Origin of the sequence: Carnobacterium divergens (assembly GCF_900258435.1) — a bacterium.
GTDB classification, from domain to species: domain Bacteria; phylum Bacillota; class Bacilli; order Lactobacillales; family Carnobacteriaceae; genus Carnobacterium; species Carnobacterium divergens_A.
On sequence record NZ_LT992558.1, the window covers coordinates 1957990 to 1974864 of the forward strand.

The window sequence follows — 16875 nt, forward strand, 5'->3', positions numbered from 1 at the left end:
ATATCATTCAACGCGTTATTTTTCTTTTTTAATTCTGCTTGGTACTGTGATAATGAAATAAAACGATCACCAATTGTCAGTTCAGACGTTTCTACATCGATGATATCGATTGTCATTCCGACTACTCGTAACTCATCGTCAATTCCCATTACTGAATTTTTCAATGGGTAATAATTGCCGATTTCAAATCTTCTAATGTCTAGGTCAATTAAAGATAAATCAACAGCAGTTAAGCTGTATTGCGTTTTCGCTGATTTTTGTTCATCTAGGTATTGTTGCCCTTTAGACTTCAAAATTTGAGGTTGGGTAACTTCTGACCATTCAACAGCTTTTTCAATGATTCCAAACTCGTTTATCAGCTCGTTAGAAGCATTTAGATACTCTCTGCCATTATTTACACTCGCTATGGTTAATCGTGGTTGAGAAGCATCTGTGTTGCTTTCTTCTTCGCTTTCCAAACGTTCTCCTCTAGGATATATCCTTGTGACGATTTCAGTCGGATCAACACTCTTAGAAATTGAGATTAAATTTTTAGATAGCTCAATTGTCGTATCGGTGTGTTCTCCGATTTCAGTTACGTAGTCAATATAGTTAACTCCGTTAACTTCTCTTACTCTGATTTCCCCACCTAAGCGGCTAATTAATTTATCTTGTATTGTTCCCCATGTAGTCGCTAAATCATCTACATAGCGATAAACATTATCAGTATTGTTCGTTACCGTTACAATGCCGACAACAAAGCGCTTATGCTCTTCCACTTGTGAATTATGAACATCAATTAGATATCTAAAAAATTGTTCTGGAGTTGTATTTTGAAATTTTCCATATTTCTGAACACTATCTTGTAAATAGCTTAGATCGGATGCGCAAATATAACTACAATTGAAATCACCGCTACTTTCCATTCGATCTGTTGGAATTAACACTCTTCCCTTAAATATATTTTTATTCAACTTTGTATCCACAACTCTAATAAGTGTAGTTAACGGTTTTAATTTTCCAAATGAAGGGTTATTAGGCAAAAAAGAAAAGTCAAAACTATCAAAGGCATTAATTCCTGGTTTCACACTTCCTTTGGTTAGTTTTAAATCATTAGAAAAAGGCGAATGAATTTCTAGCTCATCGCCTTTAGGACTATTTTTAATTAAAACTTGATACATTAAATCACCTCTTTATGAAACTTAAACTCAATCGTTCCACTGCCTATTACAGTGATCTCATTCAATCCAGGGACTAGATAGAATCCAGTCGCTACACCTTCACCTACATTCACTTTATAGGTATTCCCTTTTAACTGAATTGTCATTTGAGAGCTAGCAACAATTACTGGAGCTAAATCAGTCATACCCAAATTATAAAGAACAATCTGTTTGGAACCATTCACCTCATATTTTACTAATTGAGCGATATCCAGTTCAAAGTTAAACGTATCCAAAACGTCATTACCTTCTTGTAATTCGTGAATTCTAAAAGGGTAACATTGGAACTCTACTGTTAACTTCCCTCTATGTCTAAGTTCATCAAAACTAGGTTCCTTTTGTACTTCGGCCAAATAATAATAATCATTCATAATGTCATCATGTAAGGGTATTTTCTGACTTGGTTCCATTAACCAAGCTAAAATCTTTGTCCATTGAATGTACATAGATTCCTTGCTCCACATACTACGGTCAATCACATTGAACGTTACAGTGAATGTTCTTTCAGAATAGTTTTGAGTTCCATAAATCTGTGAGAAATCATAAACGCTATTTGAATGCGGAATTCTTTGTAGTGTCTTGATTTTAGAAGGATACGTTATTTGTTTATCATCTAAAATATCTAGTCCGAAATCTGTGGAATGGTGATTGTTAAATGATATTCCATAATTATGAAGATTGTTTCTCACAGTTCTAACCCCCATCCTACTAATTCCATACGCTGTCTTTGTATCCTGTCAAGTGGCCCTGCTACATTCTCGCTGACTTTAACGTTGTTTAAGAACGTATCGTTAGACTTATCTCTAATTTCTTTCAAAATTTCTATAGATTCGTCATTAAATGAACTTTGATAGTTGTTAATAGTACTAATGGAATTATTGTTATAGTTACTTGCGTTGCCTGTAGCTCTTGCTCCTATATTCAACGCGGATTCTGCGGATATTTTAGGTAACGCTGAACTACTAGCTCCTAACTGCCAATCCAAATTCATATCGTTGTTTAATTTATTAGCCATTGTGCTAACTGTACTTTGAACATTTTTGAAACTATCCTGTAAACCTTTGTCTAATCCTTCCATTATTGACATACCATTTGTAATTAGTAGTTTTCTGTCATAACTTATAGGTCCTTTATGTTCCTTGATCCAAGTAGCAATTCCACTGACAAATTCTTTAACCTCTTCAAACGCTGACTTTAAACCTTTTAGAAAACCTTTAATAATCGCTTTACCTGCATCCATTAACGCATCTGGAACAAATACACCAACAATCGCATCTAAAAGATTTAAAGCCGCATCACGAACCGATTCTTTGTTATTTCTAATATTTTCAGCCATGCCATTAATTAGGGTGGTCGCTGCTTTAAATAATCTATCTTGGGCTTGTAGTAATCCTTGAACCATTGCATCAATTAGCCCCATCGCTGCATTCACAATATCTGGAATGCTTTTCGCAATCCCCTCTATAAATTTCACAATTAAGTTCACTGCTGAATCAATAATCTGGCCTAGATTATTTGCTATTCCATTAATAAAGCTAGCTATTAATGTTGCAGCAGAACCGATTATATCAGGCATTCTTGAAGCCAATCCCATTACAAAACTAACAATTAAATTAACTGCAGCATTTACGATATCAGGCATCCTAGCTACAATAGCTTGTGCAAAGTTAACAACAATACTAATGGCTTGATTTGTTATTTGACCAATATTATTAGCAATTCCCTGTAAAAATGTAATAAGCAAATTAAATCCAGCTTGCATTATTTCCGGTAAATGAGCATTTAATGCGGTTAACCACGTAACTATTAAATTAGCTGCACTTGTAATAAGCGTTGGTAATTGTTCCGTTATTCCTTGTAATATCGCCTTTATTAACTTCGCTCCTGCAACAATAATCAAAGGCAACCCAACTGTTAAGGCACCGAGAAACGCAACAATAATAGCCGTAGCCGATAACGCAACAGTTGGAACAAGAACTAACATCGCTCCTGTAAACGCTGTGATTAATTGAAAGGCTGCGACAGTTAACATTGGTAACCCCTTTGCTATCCCGGATATAAACCCCGCGACTACTTGCAAGGCTCCTGAAATTATTCCAGGTAACGATTTGGCAATTGCTCCCAAAATGCCTTCTAGCGCTTGGCCAAACGATTGTCCAAGTTTAGGACCATTCGACTGAATGTTTTTAGTTAAGCTTTCAAAGGATTGTATAATTGAACCAATTCCTTTTTTTACATCGCCACCGCCTAAAGATTTAGCAATCAATTCAAAAACTTTTAATACTAGTCCAACTGGACCTAGCATTCCAAGTAATGCTATTTTTAATATTTTAATTCCAATTCCTAAATTATCAACAGAACCACTACCCGATTTAAACCCTTCTATTAAACTTTTTAGACCGTTAGCAAGTTTTGTCATCCCTTGCCACAAAGATTCTGGGAATACTTTAGTAAATTGATCATGCAACTTAGTTACGTTAACACTCCAATCCGAACTGAATATAGCTTGAAATCCTTTTATTAAAGCTTTTACAGCCGTAAGCATCTGAGATAAAGGCCCAATTAATTTATCTAATATTGGGAATTTATTAACTATTGCATCAAGCATCTCACTAAAAGCATCTTTAACATAAGGTATAGAAGCTTTAATAAGTGTGCTTATTGCTCCTGGTAAAGCTTTGAATATATTCCCTATCATTGGGAAAAAGTTACCCATCAAGAAAGTAGCGGTCGTCTGAGCTAAAGCTTCAAGCGATGGTTTAATATCTTGCCCTAAAGCTAACTTTCCTAAAACATTGGAAAAGGATGCTTTCATTGAATCAAGCGATCCACTGAAAGTCTCAGCCGATTCTTTTGCAGTAGTTCCTGTGATATCCATTTCTTCTTGAACTGCATGGATAGCGTTATAAACATCATTCAAATTATTAATGTCGTATTTAACACCTGTTAATTTTGTTGCATCAGCTAAAAGTCGTTCCATTTCTGTTTTAGTACCACCGTATCCGAGAGAAAGGTTATCTAGCATAGTATAATTCTGCTTCGCAAAACCTTTGTACGCATCTTGAATACTCTCCATAGATGTTCCCATTTTATTTGCATTATCAGACATATCGATTAATGCCATATTGGCTGTATCTGCAGCTGCTTCTGTATCGCCACCCATAGATTGCAACAAGCTAGCGCTGAAACTGGTTACTGTTTCCATGTAACTATTTGCAGACATACCAGCTGTTCTATAGGCTTCGTCTGCGTAAGCTTTTACTTTATCACCGCTGCCTTTAAATAATGTTTCGATACCGCCTAAAGATTGTTGCAATGCAGCTCCCTCATTTAACGAAGCTCCAATTCCATCTTTTAAAGCTCCAAACGCAGCACTTGCAAGTTTTACTAATCCTAACGCTGTGACAATTTTTCCAATAGAAAGTGAAGCTTTTTCACCACTTCCTTCTACATTCGATAGATCATTGTTCAATCCACTAAGGCTGTCTCCGTTTACATCAACATCAATTGTAATGCTTCCATCTGCCATTCTTACTCACCCTCTTCCAAGTTTTGGCTTGGTAAAGCATATAACTCTTTGAGTTTCTTCAATTCTTTTCTTTCCTTTTCGTTACCTTTGCCTTTAGGCATTTCACGTTGGCGTATATCCATAACCTGTTGGAATTTTGTATCAGTCGGTAATCCAATCAAATAGGCTCTGAACTTGTCCCAATGCAGTCTGCCTTGTTCCTCGATCAAATCAATGTCATAAGCCTGTTTGAATGAGGAAAATATGTATTCAGCATCATGTTTAATGGAATACACTTGCTTGTTTTCCTCTTTAACAACTGGCATAGGATCACCATTCCTATCAAGAGCTATTTTTTCTTTTTCAGATGTATATACTTTTGTTTCAATAATTTCATTAAAAATATCTACTTGAGTTTGTAAATCACATTCTAGTTTTTTATCAAGTAACATTTCTAAGCCCATTGTCACTTTTCTGATAGGCTGTATATCTCCATCGTCAAGCATCTCAATGACTCTTAAAACATTATCAAAACTCATGTCTATATCATGCTGAACGCCTTGAATTTCGATACTGTCGTTAAATCTATATGCAAGTGAAAACATTATTCACACCTACTTTTTAGACTTCTTTTTATCAATTAAATACTTAGCTTCTTTTTTCTCCATTTCTTTATTGCGTTTCTTCTGAATGTTTTTTACTTCTGAAGCGATTCCTTCACAAACAGGAGCTAATAAATCAATGAGTTTTGAAAATGAGGGAACAACTTTATACAATCTATCAAACGAACCTTCACCGAATAAGAAATTGTAATTGATAGCTAGGTCTTTAATGGCTAAATCAAATACTTTTTTATACTCAGAATCGTTAAATTCGTTGTCTTGGACCTTTTTAAATTCATTTTTCAACTTCTTGCCTCGTTCTCTAACGTCTTTTTCAAAGTCAAAAAATTTAATTAAATTCTCTTCAGTCGCATCAAAATTAAAAGTTTCTCCATTAATCGTAACTGGGACTAAATCTACTTCTACATTAAAATTCATTGCCATTTTTAATTCCTCCTTGAATTTAAAAGGAGCAAAAATTAATCTGCCCCTTCCATGGTTATTTATTTAAATTAAGTTTTGCTGTTTCAGGTGTTGTTGACGTTACTGTTTCTTTTGGAATTTGGTTATATGAAATTGTGCAAGAGAAATCTTCAAACTCTGTCGCATCGCCTGAACCTGCTACAATAGCCGAAACTGTCGCAACCCCAATAAACGTCTTTTTCCCATCAGAAGTAACTACTTTATGCCAAACTTTACGATTCTCACCAGTTTTAAATCTAATCCCTTCGATATAAGCCTGTGCTTTATCTTCTGGATCAAAACTACCTTCGAAACTATATGCTGCACTGACACCAGTAACTGTCGTTTCCTGCGAGCCGTCACCATCGTAATAACCTGTGTCATCTGTTTGTTCGTCTGTGTCATCTGATACATTTGAAATCCATTTAGCTAGCTCCATCCATTTATCATCAGTTGGTGCTTCTTCACCTAATACATACGGTGCGATAAAGTGACCTCTTAGCGCATTTTTTAATCTTGCCATTTATAATTCCCCCTCGATTGTGATATTTGCTGTAAAATCCAATAAAAAAACAAGCCAACCTTGTTCATCGTATTGATTGATGAACGGCTTGCTTGTAATAGTTAGTTTGTTAAACGTAAAACTATCATCTTGACTAATTACGCTTTTTACTTTGTCTAAATGCTCTGATATAAGCCAAAGCACCTGTTGTAACTTATCGCCATCTTTTGACTTCATAGCAATTTCATAGTTCATGTTGACGTCTTTTGCACCGTCCATGTACTCTTTAATTGCAGTGCTACCAGCCGATGAATAAATCACTAATGATTCGCTAACTCCTAGGTAACCACTCCTTAACTTAATAGGCAATTCGTCAATAGAATTAACTGAATCTTTAATCCGTTCGATAAAGTCCATTAATTAATACCACTTCCTCTTAGAAACGCTTTTTTCCACGAATCCATATACATTCCTTTAGCTTTCAAATCCCACCTAGGACCTGTTCCAGGAGTTGAGTATGTTGTGCCGTTTAAATGAAACTGCCTTTTTGCATATGGCATTTCATAAAGTATTTTACCAACACTTGTAACGTGCACCGCTGTTCTCAAATTCCCTTCTTTTCTAGGAACGAATCTATCCATGTCAGCCATAGCTTGATTGGCAACTGCATATTGACCACGTTTGACATTTTGACTGCTTATCTTACGTTTAATACCGCCAAAATTAACAGTAACACTCATTAAACCACCTCTAATTCATAAGAATAAAGGTCATCTGAATAAGCTTCTTTAATTGGAATAGCAGAAGTAATAACATGTTCTTGGCCATCGTATATTACAAGCCCTTGTTCTTTAAATGGACCAATAGGACTTGTTAGCCCTGGATAACAAAATATAACAGCTTTAAACAACAACTGCTTACCACTTGTGGTAGCTGTATACTGTGATGTTTTATCAATGCGGCAGTTTTCAATCAAAATAGGTTCTGCATAAACAGGTTTATTCCAATCACCTTCACCTAGATAGTCTTTATACTCAAAAGAATCAACTAGAAACTCTATTGGTGGTTTAGGCATCATAAAGATTTCACCCCTCTATACAACAATCCGCTGCCTTCTAAATAGATATAAACATCTTCTGAAACTAGAGATTTGCTTTCGTTTTGACCAGAAGCATTGTATCTAGTGCCGTTTGAAACACTTGTACGACCTGCGCTGAACGATTGCGGAGCTTTATTAATACTCTCATGAGTATCAGCTCCAACCTCGCCAAAATAGATAATTTGAGCACATAATGCTAATTTAAATTGTTGTACTCTAAAAACTATTGGATCATCAGTGATTGAGTTAAATTGATAAAACCGATTGGTTGTATTGTCAATAATCGCTGATGCTTTCAATAGATACTTATTAAATGTATCTTTAAAATCATCAGTTTTATTTGTTAACTCTTTGAATTCTTCAAATGTTAGATAAGCCATGACTGCCTCCTTTCGTAACAAAAAAGGCTAGTCGTTAGACTAACCTCCACTTGGTTCAGTTACAGTGACTGCACAAGTTGTCGTTTTTCCATTTACCGTTGTTGCAGTAATTGTTGTTCTACCAGCTTTAACACCTGTAACTTTACCTTGAACTGGCGTTACTGTTGCAATAGCCACATCGCCAGAACTGTATTGAACTGTTTTATCCGTTGCATTTGCAGGTAAAACAGTTGCTGTTAAAGTTTCATTTGCCCCTACATCAAGAGTTAGCGTTGATTTATTCAACGTAATTCCAGATGGGGCTACGCTTTTGGGACATAAGAAACATAAATAGCTTTCTTAGCGTTATCAAATACAATCGCATCATAATAATCTAGCCCTTTAATCGTATCACGGTAACCACTACGGTCTTGCGATGCTGAAACGGTGTCTACAGTACCGAACTTAACAATAGGTGCAATTGCTGTTAAAGGAACAATAATAAAGTTTAATGTATCTTTGATGTCAATACCTGAGAAACGACCTTTAGCAACTTTTAAAATTGGTACTCCGCCGTCAATTTGGGCAACTGTACGATCAATACCATTGATTGACATTTGATTGGTAGAAAATGACTTCGTTACACCTTTCGCATTTTTTAACAGGCGATAAGTTGCTGCTGAAACAAACATTACATACCCACCTGGGACTTCATTATCTGTCATATATTCTTCTGCAGCATCATAAGCTGATAGAATATTATCTTCTGTTAATGTTTCGTTCTTTTTTTCCCCTGCATTATCAAATAAGACTTGGATTGCTACTTTGTCACGATGTGGAACAGTAATCAAACGTTTGTGTTCTGTCACAATGTTATTAATTGTTAATGCTGCACTTTCCGATTGATCTAATTGATCTACATCATAACCAAACCAATCTTCATGAGTTAGCTTAATGGTTTCTTTTGCAATACTTACTTGACTACGAGCATTTTCGCCGTTTCGTTTGTATTGCGTAGCTTCTACAAAGCCAGACATTTTATTGATACGAACTTCATTCGCTCCTACAAAGTCAGCTGCTGTAATGCTTTTTGCTCCTTGTGTTAATACGTCCCAAACTTGCGAATCCGCACGGAATTCTTTATCAATTGTCGCTAAATCTTTACTGTCTAATACTAAAGCCATAATTATTCACCTAATCTTTCTTGGATTTTTTGTACAATGCTTTTTCCACCACCTGCACCGCCTGTTGGGTTACCAGTTGCTACAATGGCAGGAGTTGTTTCTTTTGTTACTTCTGCTTGCTCAAATAAAAATGATTTACTTTCTTTCAACCCATCTAACTGCTCTTTTAAACCTTGTAAACCATCATCTGTCACCTTAATTGTATCTTTATCTAATAGACCTAACACAATCGCTTCATCAACGCTGTTTGCCTCTTTTAAAGCTAACTGAATAGCGAAATCTTTCTTTTGAGCGGCTAATTTTGCTTCTGAATCGGTGCTAACTTGGTCAAATTTACCTTGTAACTCAATTAGTTGAGCCGTCACCTCTTCGTTTCCCTTTGCCAACTCTTTTAATCCATCTAGTTCCGTCTGATTAGTGTTTAACTGCTCCTTGAATTGATCACGCTCTTGCTCTGCAGTTGCTAGGCTAGTATTCAATCCGTTTACAGTTTGACCATGTAGCGCCATTACTGACCCTAATTGTTCATCAGTTAGTCCTAAATCTCTCAATTGTTCTCTTTTCATATTTATTCATCCTTCCGTTTTTTTACGTGGCTACGACCACGATTGGATTAAGTAGATTTAACGTCTTGCTTAGGACGATAATAATGTTATTTGAGTAATTTTTATAAAATCTTTTCGCCTGCTTCTTTACCATCTGAGTAAAACGTCACTACATCTGTTGCCTTAGTCGGATTGTCTTTGATTACCATATAAGCTACTAATGCAAAACTATTAATTAAATCCTCATCTTGGTTATCAATTCCAGCTTCATGAGCAATAGCATGAGTTAATTCATGAATAAACGTTTGCTCTTGTTGTTCAGATGACAATTCTTTCCAAATCTTTATTGTTCCTCGTTGATAGTCGCATTCGCCCCATTTATAACCAGTTTCTTCATGAGGTATATGGTCAACGATTTCAACTTTATAGTTAATTCCACCAACTTTTATTTCATTTGGAATATTCATTTTTCAGCTCCTATTCATCATAACGAAAGTCTTTTACTAATAAATCTATAGGTGTATAAACCTTTTCTCTTGCGTAGTTCCTTGATAGATACTCATTACTATCAACAAGTTCTTTAATCGCTCGTTGCGTTGCTGTAATGTCTCTTTGCCATATTTTCGCACCATCTGTGTTATCCATTGACTCCGAAACCATCTTATTTTTCTTTAATTTAACTATTCTTCGTTCTAGTTCGCGTTGTCTCTTAGTTAATTTTGCAACCTTTTCATTTTCTGAAGCGTTATATTTAGTTTGATTATTCGTATTTACACCAGGAATAAAAGGAATATGATTATGAGTACAGTTAACACCTCTGTGTCCTCCAGCTGTTCCGTATTCAGCATTCCAATAAGAATCGTAAATACTTCTATATTCTGATTTAGGTGATATAGATTCTCTCAAATCAACAACATTACCTTGAATCTTTGAACAAGCAGCACGAGCTCCCATGTGGCTAGTGACAAGGACTGTATGAACATCATATTCAGCCATTCTATCTTTTCTTAACTGATTATAGGTATTTCCGAGTGATGACTTTAAAACGGTTCTTACATACCTTTCTAACGACCAAGAGTGACCACCTTTATCTATAAAAGAACTATTAATTCCTTTTTGCGCCCATTTTTGAACAGTTTTCTCTAACGCTTCTTCAAATGTAAATAGACCACTGTTAAATCCAGCAGTCGTCTTGTTGATAATATCCGTATACATTGTGGTTATTGCAGTTCTATAGCCATTGTTTGTTGAGATAAGCGTTTGATTTACATAGTTGTCAACATCTCCCCAAGCTTGTTCGTAGTAGGCTCTCATGATATTGTCTAAATCAGTTGGCAAAGGTAAATTATCATAAGGTACAGCGCCATCAACATCTTTAATTATCTTAGGACCAACTTCACCAAATATATTTTCGATTTGCTTTTGAGATAATCCAGTAGCATCAGAAACGACTTTAGCTGTATCTTTGTTAACTAACTTTAAATCGTTTAATTTCTGACGTTGCCAGTCTTGAATGTTGTCTGGGTTGGTATTAAGTTGTTTAATGATTATCTTTAATATTTCACCTTCTAACGACTGGTAAATATGAGACATGTTACTAGACCATAAATCAAGTTGATGAGGGGTGACAGTCATTATTCATCACTCCCAAGTTCTTTCTTTATATATTCTTCCTCATTTTCTGCATAATCTAAATCTAACTGCTCTGCTTTTATTTCAGAAAGTATCTCTTTTGCTTCTTTTTCAGTCACTCCAGACACTTTTTGGATAGCTCTTAGTTTTGACGTCAATTCACTGATTACAAGTTTAGAATAATAATCAGCTTTCGCATCTTGAGATTGAAAAACTCCGTCATCAAAGTCGATGTTAACCCCTAGCTTTGCAGGTTGGTTATACAAACCGTAAGCATGTGCTAATTCAAAAATAGTAATAACAAGCTCTTTCAACGCTTCTTCAACAATCAGCACATTGTCTGAACGAGTTGAAAATGTTTCAGAATTTTCACTTATGATTTCTGTTGCTGTTTTAACAGATTGTCCATCAAAGCTAAACGTTCCGCTTGAAAACCCTGTTTGCATTTCAATAATACGTAAAATAAAGTTAATGCTTTCAATAAATTCGCTTGAACGCAAAGAAGGAGAAAATTCATCAATAAAAGGTTCATCAGATTTCAAGCTCTGATACACGCTTGTTTTGCTATCGAATCGCTTAATAGGATTTCCTTTTTCGTCATAACGAACTTTGAAGAAATGATCAGAAGCAAGTATTTTTCTTCGTCCTTCCTCGATTTCCCACATAAACTGGTCGTATTTCTCATTTATATCTTTCAATTGCCGTTTAGCATTATCAATAATACCCAAGCTTAATGGACTAGAGATATTAAGATTATTTTTACCAGCTAGCTTGATATAGACAAACAAAGGACGGCTAAAGCCTTCCATTTTCGTTTCTTCTTGTAAATCTGCATATTTTTCTAGTGTTTTAAGTGGTACTTTTACACCGACTGCATCTTGTCTATCAGATCTGTAAAGTTCATTTCTAATGTAATACGTTCCGTTTTCCCACTCATGAAATTCAAGTAGTGTGTAATGAATCATGTCTTTACCTTCTGTTTGCTGCGTTTCTGTAGTAATTACTGCTTCTGTTATGTCGTTTGTATTTGACTGTAAAGGATAAAACGTATCTGCACGACAATAAGCTATTTTAATTTCCTTTGACCCAATATCCACATAGGGTCTTAATACTAATCCTCCAATTGCGTAACCTGCTTCCAATTCTTCGCCAAAGTTTTTTCTGAACTTATTAGAATTAAAAGTATCTTGCAAAAATTCATTTGCTTTTTTATCATCAACACTCACTGAACACCCATCATTAAAAACAAGTTTAGCCAACTTGCGAGATAAAACTTTGGAAACATTTAAAGAACGAAATTCTCTTTCTTGAAAGATTCCATTGCTCGATAAATAATTGACATTTGGAAATACACTCTTATAAATCTGTTTGTTGTTCCTTATCCTGTCGTATTCTTCCTGATCCATCGAAATTTTTGGATGATCTATAATCTTTTCTAATTGCTGTACCATACCTAGCTTTGCACCTCCAATCCTAAATAAGTTTTTAATTTTTTCTAACATGAACACACCTCTTTTCTTTAGGCGATATAGGTTTTATAAAAGTAATTGTTACCATATCGAGCATCATCCATAGCGTGATTGTTTTTATCGATTGGCAATCCATTATCATTTCTACTATACATAGCTAATTCTTTTTTTAAATGATAATGGTCATATTCTTCCCCAGTAGTAAGCAATAAAAACTGACCGCTTTCTATTGTATTTTGAAGCCTAGTGATACCAACTTCAATTTTCAGTCCATTACTTGTCACTCTATCTTTACTATTATTGTCAGCCTTATCCGTAGAAATACCAATTAAATCTAGTTCTGACCGTAATGTTAAGCATGCGGGGTCTACGAAAAAATAATTCCAATGTGGCAGGTCACTCCATGTTCTATAACACCATTCAACAAATCGCTTTATTTCCTTAGCGTATACAGACATAGCTTTTATTGTTTCAGTATCCGCTCCGCTGTGATAAAAGTTAGCTAAACGGTACAAATAATACTTACCATCAAGAAACGTAACAACCCAAAAAGCACATGTTGTAGCATCTGATTGCCCTCCATCTGCCGTGAAGAAAGTTTCAATTATTTGACCTTTTATTTTGTTAACTTCGTTCCTGTTTTCATCAAACATAGAGTAGATAACACCTTGTGGCAAAACCCGTTCACCTAACCAATCACGTTTATAAGCATAATCGCTAACTTTACATTGTTCTTCCCAATCTTTTAACCGTTGGCCTGTTAAAATAGGGTTATCAGTAGGTCGCCAATGTCTAAACAAATACTTTCCTGTTTTTTCAAAAGGAAGCAACTCTTCTAAATTCGGATGATTCGGAGCAGGCGGATTTTGTTCCGCTAGATGATATCTAAACTTAGCAGCTAATGTCCGCCTAAATGCTTCTTTGATAAATTCCCTGTTTAATAGATTAAACTCGAGAAACACGACAGTGCCAAATGACATACCAGTTATTGCTCCAACTGCATTTACTTTTCCGCCACCTTTGTAATAGATTTTCTTTTCTCCATTTGGAAGGTTCAGCCACAAGTGGTCACCATGCCTATCACTTCTCATTTCTCCGCAATCTTTAAATATATTGACTAAGCCCATGCCCTCACAATCCATAAACATACGATATGCTTGTTCTTGATTGTAGGCAGCAATTAAATGGTTTTTATCTGGTGATGCAGCATAAATTATAGCCATCTTTTGCGCATCAGACATCGTTTTACCTGAACGGATTGTACCTTCGTTCATTTCTAGCTCTATTCCTTTAAGCGGTTGATAGATATTTTCTTTCTGTTTATCAGATAACATCATTATTCTTCACCGCCTATCAACGTCTTACCAATATCAATTAAGCTTTGGATATGCTTAGCTGTTTCTTCTCCTGCACTCAACTTATTAGCTGCATTTTCAAGAATAGCCGCTTCTGCTTTAGCTTTCTTAATTTGTTCTTTTTTAAGCTTTTCATCGAGTGTATTCGTATTTTGCCAAGTATCGCGTTTTCTATTCTTAAGCCATAGCGCAATCGCCCCTGTATCTGGACTTACTTGCTTCACAACTTCTTTAGTAACAATCATTTCGCTATCTTTAGTAGATGCAGGCATACTTAAAACAAAATCAACATAATCAAGTATTTTTTGCCCTTTTTCTTTCGAATAAAATGTTTGTTTTTGATACCACGAGAGCCATTGATGATCTCTTTTGCTCGAATTACAATTACCACAAGCTGGCACAACGTTAGACTCTATAAGTTTCCCGCCATTTTTTAATGGATCTAAATGATCTTTAGTGATTTTATCGCCCGAACCGCAGTAAGCACACTCTCCTTTAAAGTACCTTTGTGCCATTTCCCACTCTTCAGCGGTCAACTCTGACTCACCACCATGTCGCTTCTTTTGTCCTGTATCAGCTAGTCGTTCTCTTGTTATCTCTGTGTATTCATATCCTACTGCTCTTTTAAATAAAGCATCCTCAACTTGATAGTCAGCAATTTCTTTACCCTTTTTTAGGGACTCCATTAATTCCGAAAACTCTTTTTTATAATTGTTAAATGTAGATTCCGCGATGTTTAATCTCTTACATATTTCAAACTCTGTTAAGCCCTCACGGCACCACCACTCAATTTCTTTTAACCTAGTGGCGACATGAGTGTCATATTTACTCTTGCGCCCTTTTTTCACTTCTATCACATCATATCACCACCTCACGTTTCGTGTTGTTTTGTAATCACCTTTAAGTGATTTATGTATTTTAAGCAAAATAAAAAGACCTCGAAAGGTCTTTTAAATCAGTTTTTCTAAATAATTTATTATGTTGTCTAAACTAAATTTATCTCCTTTTTTATTTATTAAAATATCATCTTCTAAATAAGTCAAACTATCCAATTCATCATTTTGTGAAATAATAGAAATTTCATTAGAATCTTCATGGTAGATAAACTGAATTTCATCTTTTAAAGTTCTGGCGGATACTTTTTTACCGTCACCTGTTGAAGAAATAGTAAAAATTTCTTCAGAACCTTTTTTTTCTTCTTTCATTTCATCGCTTAAATCACTCAAGTAAATATGAATATCTGAAATTACTTTAATAAATTTTTCCTTGTTTGGAATCTCTGGAACCTGACATATAATTGATTCTTTGAATTGTTCTCTATCCATACTATCATCTCCTTTTCTTTATTATATCAAAAACCCCCACGCATGACCATGGAGGCAAAGGAGGATACACACACTGAAAAGTAATTTTACCTTTCACTTATTGGTGGTTATCGTATGGCAAATCTTCGAGAGGTACTACTTTTAGTCGAATTTGCTCTAATTCACTTAAACTATTAAATTTAGTACTAAACTCATTAATATCTCCAATTTCTATTCCTTTAGGATTTTCACTGACTTCATTATAAATAATTCTGTATTCTCTCTGATCAGAATATTTTTGTTGCTTATGCATTAAAGCGCTCACAGGATTAAGTTCAAACTCACTACGTGTCAAGTTTTCATCAGTTTTTTCATCGTAGTAATTAATCGGTCCATGTTTAAGAGGGATTCCATTTTTTATAGCATGATAATTTACTTTTTCTAAAAAAGAATCGGCAAAAGAAATTACAAAAGGTCGATCATTACTTATTCCTTCTAATTCTTTTATTACATTCTCAGAAATATTAAAGGTACCGTCAGGATTCTCAATATAATCGCTCTCACTAATAAGCACAAAGCATGCAATTGGAATTGCAAGTAAAGCTTCATTTTTTTCTTTTAGTGCCGCTCTTTTATATTTAAAGACCTGCATATCTTCATCTTTACAGCCTTCTAAACCAATCATTAAAATAACTTCTTTAGGATCAAATGCTTCATAACGTACACCTTCCAATGAATCAGCAATATGTTTATTTACATTGGATTCGTTCTCCATATCTACAAAATGTTTATTCAAGGGAAAAAATATTTTACCTTTGTTTAAATAATCTTCAATATATTCTTCATCTATGAATTTGATAAGTAAATCTTTTATCATAACTACCACCTCTTAATTTTCTAATTTCTTTTCTATTATATCATATTTCATAAAATCAAATAGAAAATTTTGCGATCCATACTTAACTTGATTATCAATCTTATCTTGCGCTCGATTAACGTAACTTTGCACTGAAGCTTTGCTGACACCTAAAAGCTCACCTGCTTTAGCGTAAGAAAGATTCTGCCCCTTAACTGCTAAGTAAGCAGCCCGTTCCTTGTCAGATAGATTGTTTAGCATAGCTGTAATACGTTCTATTTCGTCCTCTGTGGCTTCTCTTTTGTTTTCTTGTTCAATGGTCACTAAGTAAGATAACTTCTCTATTTCAGCAAGTAATGACGTTCTCTGATAACGTGAACGATTAGATATTGTTCTTCTAGTGCCAGGTTCCCTTGCAGTTTCTAACCATTCGATTGCATATTGCAAATCTGAAATCATTCCACCGATGATTTTTAATTCTTTCCTTAAAAAAATAGATCTATCTTTTTCTTCAAATGATAACATTTCACCTTTTTTTTGAATCTTTTTTGATTTATCCATTAAAAGTTCATGTTCATTTTTTAATGGTCTTTTTATTTTATTTAGTTTTGATAGTTCCTGTTTATACTCTTTTATAAGTTCATCTGCGTTTAACCAATCTTTCTCCATGTGTGTATTCCTCCTTTTAAATGCAAAAAAAGGACACCTCAACTAACGTATTGCTACGTTGTTAAAGTGTCCTCTAGTTTTCTAGTCAGACTTTAAAATTTAGTTTTTGTTTCACATTTAACTAATGTGA

The 16875-nt window shown here is 34.8% G+C and carries 21 protein-coding genes; all 21 read right to left on the minus strand.

Features of this window, described 5'->3' with window-relative positions:
• On the minus strand, positions 1-1160 hold a 1160-nt coding region (locus tag CDIMF43_RS09815; RefSeq protein ID WP_199198165.1), incomplete at its 3' end, for a phage tail protein.
• Positions 1160-1888: a phage tail domain-containing protein gene (locus CDIMF43_RS09820; RefSeq protein ID WP_162532931.1), complete on the minus strand. Its 729-nt coding sequence runs from the start codon at positions 1886-1888 to the stop codon at positions 1160-1162. The genes CDIMF43_RS09820 and CDIMF43_RS09815, both read right to left, overlap by 1 nt.
• Positions 1885-4728: a phage tail protein gene (locus CDIMF43_RS09825; protein ID WP_109841879.1), complete on the minus strand. Its 2844-nt coding sequence runs from the start codon at positions 4726-4728 to the stop codon at positions 1885-1887. The genes CDIMF43_RS09820 and CDIMF43_RS09825 overlap by 4 nt, the downstream gene beginning before the upstream one ends.
• A 2-nt stretch (positions 4729-4730) precedes the next feature.
• Positions 4731-5312, minus strand: coding sequence for a bacteriophage Gp15 family protein (locus tag CDIMF43_RS09830; RefSeq protein ID WP_109841880.1), 582 nt, complete (start codon positions 5310-5312; stop codon positions 4731-4733).
• A gap of 9 nt (positions 5313-5321) precedes the next feature.
• A complete protein-coding gene (locus CDIMF43_RS09835; RefSeq protein WP_109841881.1) occupies positions 5322-5753 on the minus strand; it encodes a hypothetical protein in 432 nt (143 codons plus the stop codon).
• A 55-nt stretch (positions 5754-5808) separates the two neighbouring features.
• Complete coding sequence (locus tag CDIMF43_RS09840; protein WP_109841882.1) at positions 5809-6294, minus strand: phage tail tube protein; 486 nt, start codon at positions 6292-6294, stop codon at positions 5809-5811.
• Complete coding sequence (locus CDIMF43_RS09845) at positions 6295-6690, minus strand: minor capsid protein (RefSeq protein ID WP_035065637.1); 396 nt, start codon at positions 6688-6690, stop codon at positions 6295-6297.
• Complete coding sequence (locus CDIMF43_RS09850; RefSeq protein WP_015077109.1) at positions 6690-7013, minus strand: minor capsid protein; 324 nt, start codon at positions 7011-7013, stop codon at positions 6690-6692. Before CDIMF43_RS09850 ends, CDIMF43_RS09845 begins: the two co-directional genes overlap by 1 nt.
• The gene (locus CDIMF43_RS09855) at positions 7013-7351 is read right to left on the minus strand and encodes a minor capsid protein (RefSeq protein ID WP_109841883.1); all 339 of its coding nucleotides are present in this window, start codon (positions 7349-7351) and stop codon (positions 7013-7015) included. Before CDIMF43_RS09855 ends, CDIMF43_RS09850 begins: the two co-directional genes overlap by 1 nt.
• Positions 7348-7752, minus strand: a complete 405-nt coding sequence (locus CDIMF43_RS09860) for a head-tail connector protein (RefSeq protein ID WP_109841884.1) — start codon at positions 7750-7752, stop codon at positions 7348-7350. Before CDIMF43_RS09860 ends, CDIMF43_RS09855 begins: the two co-directional genes overlap by 4 nt.
• 39 nt (positions 7753-7791) lie before the next feature.
• Positions 7792-8037, minus strand: coding sequence for an Ig-like domain-containing protein (locus CDIMF43_RS09865; protein ID WP_109841885.1), 246 nt, complete (start codon positions 8035-8037; stop codon positions 7792-7794).
• 17 nt (positions 8038-8054) lie between these two features.
• Positions 8055-8915 carry a capsid protein gene (locus CDIMF43_RS09870; RefSeq protein WP_109841886.1) on the minus strand — a complete coding sequence of 287 codons (861 nt, stop codon included), beginning with the start codon at positions 8913-8915 and terminating at the stop codon, positions 8055-8057.
• Between the two features lie 2 nt (positions 8916-8917).
• A complete protein-coding gene (locus CDIMF43_RS09875; RefSeq protein WP_109841887.1) occupies positions 8918-9481 on the minus strand; it encodes a phage scaffolding protein in 564 nt (187 codons plus the stop codon).
• A 101-nt stretch (positions 9482-9582) separates the two neighbouring features.
• Complete coding sequence (locus CDIMF43_RS09880; RefSeq protein ID WP_109841888.1) at positions 9583-9927, minus strand: ImmA/IrrE family metallo-endopeptidase; 345 nt, start codon at positions 9925-9927, stop codon at positions 9583-9585.
• 10 nt (positions 9928-9937) lie between these two features.
• Positions 9938-11095 carry a phage minor capsid protein gene (locus tag CDIMF43_RS09885; protein ID WP_109841889.1) on the minus strand — a complete coding sequence of 386 codons (1158 nt, stop codon included), beginning with the start codon at positions 11093-11095 and terminating at the stop codon, positions 9938-9940.
• Positions 11095-12594 (minus strand): phage portal protein, encoded by a 1500-nt coding sequence (locus CDIMF43_RS09890; RefSeq protein ID WP_109841890.1) that lies wholly within the window; start codon positions 12592-12594, stop codon positions 11095-11097. Before CDIMF43_RS09890 ends, CDIMF43_RS09885 begins: the two co-directional genes overlap by 1 nt.
• Positions 12595-12611: 17 nt before the next feature.
• Positions 12612-13898: a PBSX family phage terminase large subunit gene (locus CDIMF43_RS09895; protein ID WP_109841891.1), complete on the minus strand. Its 1287-nt coding sequence runs from the start codon at positions 13896-13898 to the stop codon at positions 12612-12614.
• Positions 13898-14773 (minus strand): HNH endonuclease, encoded by an 876-nt coding sequence (locus CDIMF43_RS09900; RefSeq protein ID WP_233218311.1) that lies wholly within the window; start codon positions 14771-14773, stop codon positions 13898-13900. The genes CDIMF43_RS09895 and CDIMF43_RS09900 overlap by 1 nt, the downstream gene beginning before the upstream one ends.
• 93 nt (positions 14774-14866) lie before the next feature.
• Positions 14867-15241, minus strand: a complete 375-nt coding sequence (locus CDIMF43_RS09905; protein ID WP_109841892.1) for a hypothetical protein — start codon at positions 15239-15241, stop codon at positions 14867-14869.
• Positions 15242-15338: 97 nt separating this feature from the next.
• The gene (locus tag CDIMF43_RS09910) at positions 15339-16097 is read right to left on the minus strand and encodes a hypothetical protein (protein ID WP_109841893.1); all 759 of its coding nucleotides are present in this window, start codon (positions 16095-16097) and stop codon (positions 15339-15341) included.
• Positions 16098-16109: 12 nt separating this feature from the next.
• Entirely contained in the window at positions 16110-16745 is a 636-nt protein-coding gene (locus tag CDIMF43_RS09915; protein ID WP_109841894.1) for a sigma factor-like helix-turn-helix DNA-binding protein, read from the minus strand.
• Positions 16746-16875 lie beyond the last annotated feature (130 nt).

What these genes read in the sequence shown, in the direction of transcription:
- CDIMF43_RS09855 (WP_109841883.1), bottom strand. Translation starts at nt 7,351, where the DNA reads ATGATGCCTAAACCACCAATAGAGTTTCTAGTTGATTCTTTTGAGTAT.
- CDIMF43_RS09840 (WP_109841882.1), bottom strand. Translation starts at nt 6,294, where the DNA reads ATGGCAAGATTAAAAAATGCGCTAAGAGGTCACTTTATCGCACCGTAT.
- CDIMF43_RS09845 (WP_035065637.1), bottom strand. Translation starts at nt 6,690, where the DNA reads ATGGACTTTATCGAACGGATTAAAGATTCAGTTAATTCTATTGACGAA.
- CDIMF43_RS09850 (WP_015077109.1), bottom strand. Translation starts at nt 7,013, where the DNA reads ATGAGTGTTACTGTTAATTTTGGCGGTATTAAACGTAAGATAAGCAGT.
- CDIMF43_RS09905 (WP_109841892.1), bottom strand. Translation starts at nt 15,241, where the DNA reads ATGGATAGAGAACAATTCAAAGAATCAATTATATGTCAGGTTCCAGAG.
- CDIMF43_RS09895 (WP_109841891.1), bottom strand. Translation starts at nt 13,898, where the DNA reads ATGATGTTATCTGATAAACAGAAAGAAAATATCTATCAACCGCTTAAA.
- CDIMF43_RS09870 (WP_109841886.1), bottom strand. Translation starts at nt 8,915, where the DNA reads ATGGCTTTAGTATTAGACAGTAAAGATTTAGCGACAATTGATAAAGAA.
- CDIMF43_RS09910 (WP_109841893.1), bottom strand. Translation starts at nt 16,097, where the DNA reads ATGATAAAAGATTTACTTATCAAATTCATAGATGAAGAATATATTGAA.
- CDIMF43_RS09885 (WP_109841889.1), bottom strand. Translation starts at nt 11,095, where the DNA reads ATGACTGTCACCCCTCATCAACTTGATTTATGGTCTAGTAACATGTCT.
- CDIMF43_RS09890 (WP_109841890.1), bottom strand. Translation starts at nt 12,594, where the DNA reads ATGTTAGAAAAAATTAAAAACTTATTTAGGATTGGAGGTGCAAAGCTA.
- CDIMF43_RS09830 (WP_109841880.1), bottom strand. Translation starts at nt 5,312, where the DNA reads ATGTTTTCACTTGCATATAGATTTAACGACAGTATCGAAATTCAAGGC.
- CDIMF43_RS09835 (WP_109841881.1), bottom strand. Translation starts at nt 5,753, where the DNA reads ATGGCAATGAATTTTAATGTAGAAGTAGATTTAGTCCCAGTTACGATT.
- CDIMF43_RS09860 (WP_109841884.1), bottom strand. Translation starts at nt 7,752, where the DNA reads ATGGCTTATCTAACATTTGAAGAATTCAAAGAGTTAACAAATAAAACT.
- CDIMF43_RS09880 (WP_109841888.1), bottom strand. Translation starts at nt 9,927, where the DNA reads ATGAATATTCCAAATGAAATAAAAGTTGGTGGAATTAACTATAAAGTT.
- CDIMF43_RS09825 (WP_109841879.1), bottom strand. Translation starts at nt 4,728, where the DNA reads ATGGCAGATGGAAGCATTACAATTGATGTTGATGTAAACGGAGACAGC.
- CDIMF43_RS09915 (WP_109841894.1), bottom strand. Translation starts at nt 16,745, where the DNA reads ATGGAGAAAGATTGGTTAAACGCAGATGAACTTATAAAAGAGTATAAA.
- CDIMF43_RS09875 (WP_109841887.1), bottom strand. Translation starts at nt 9,481, where the DNA reads ATGAAAAGAGAACAATTGAGAGATTTAGGACTAACTGATGAACAATTA.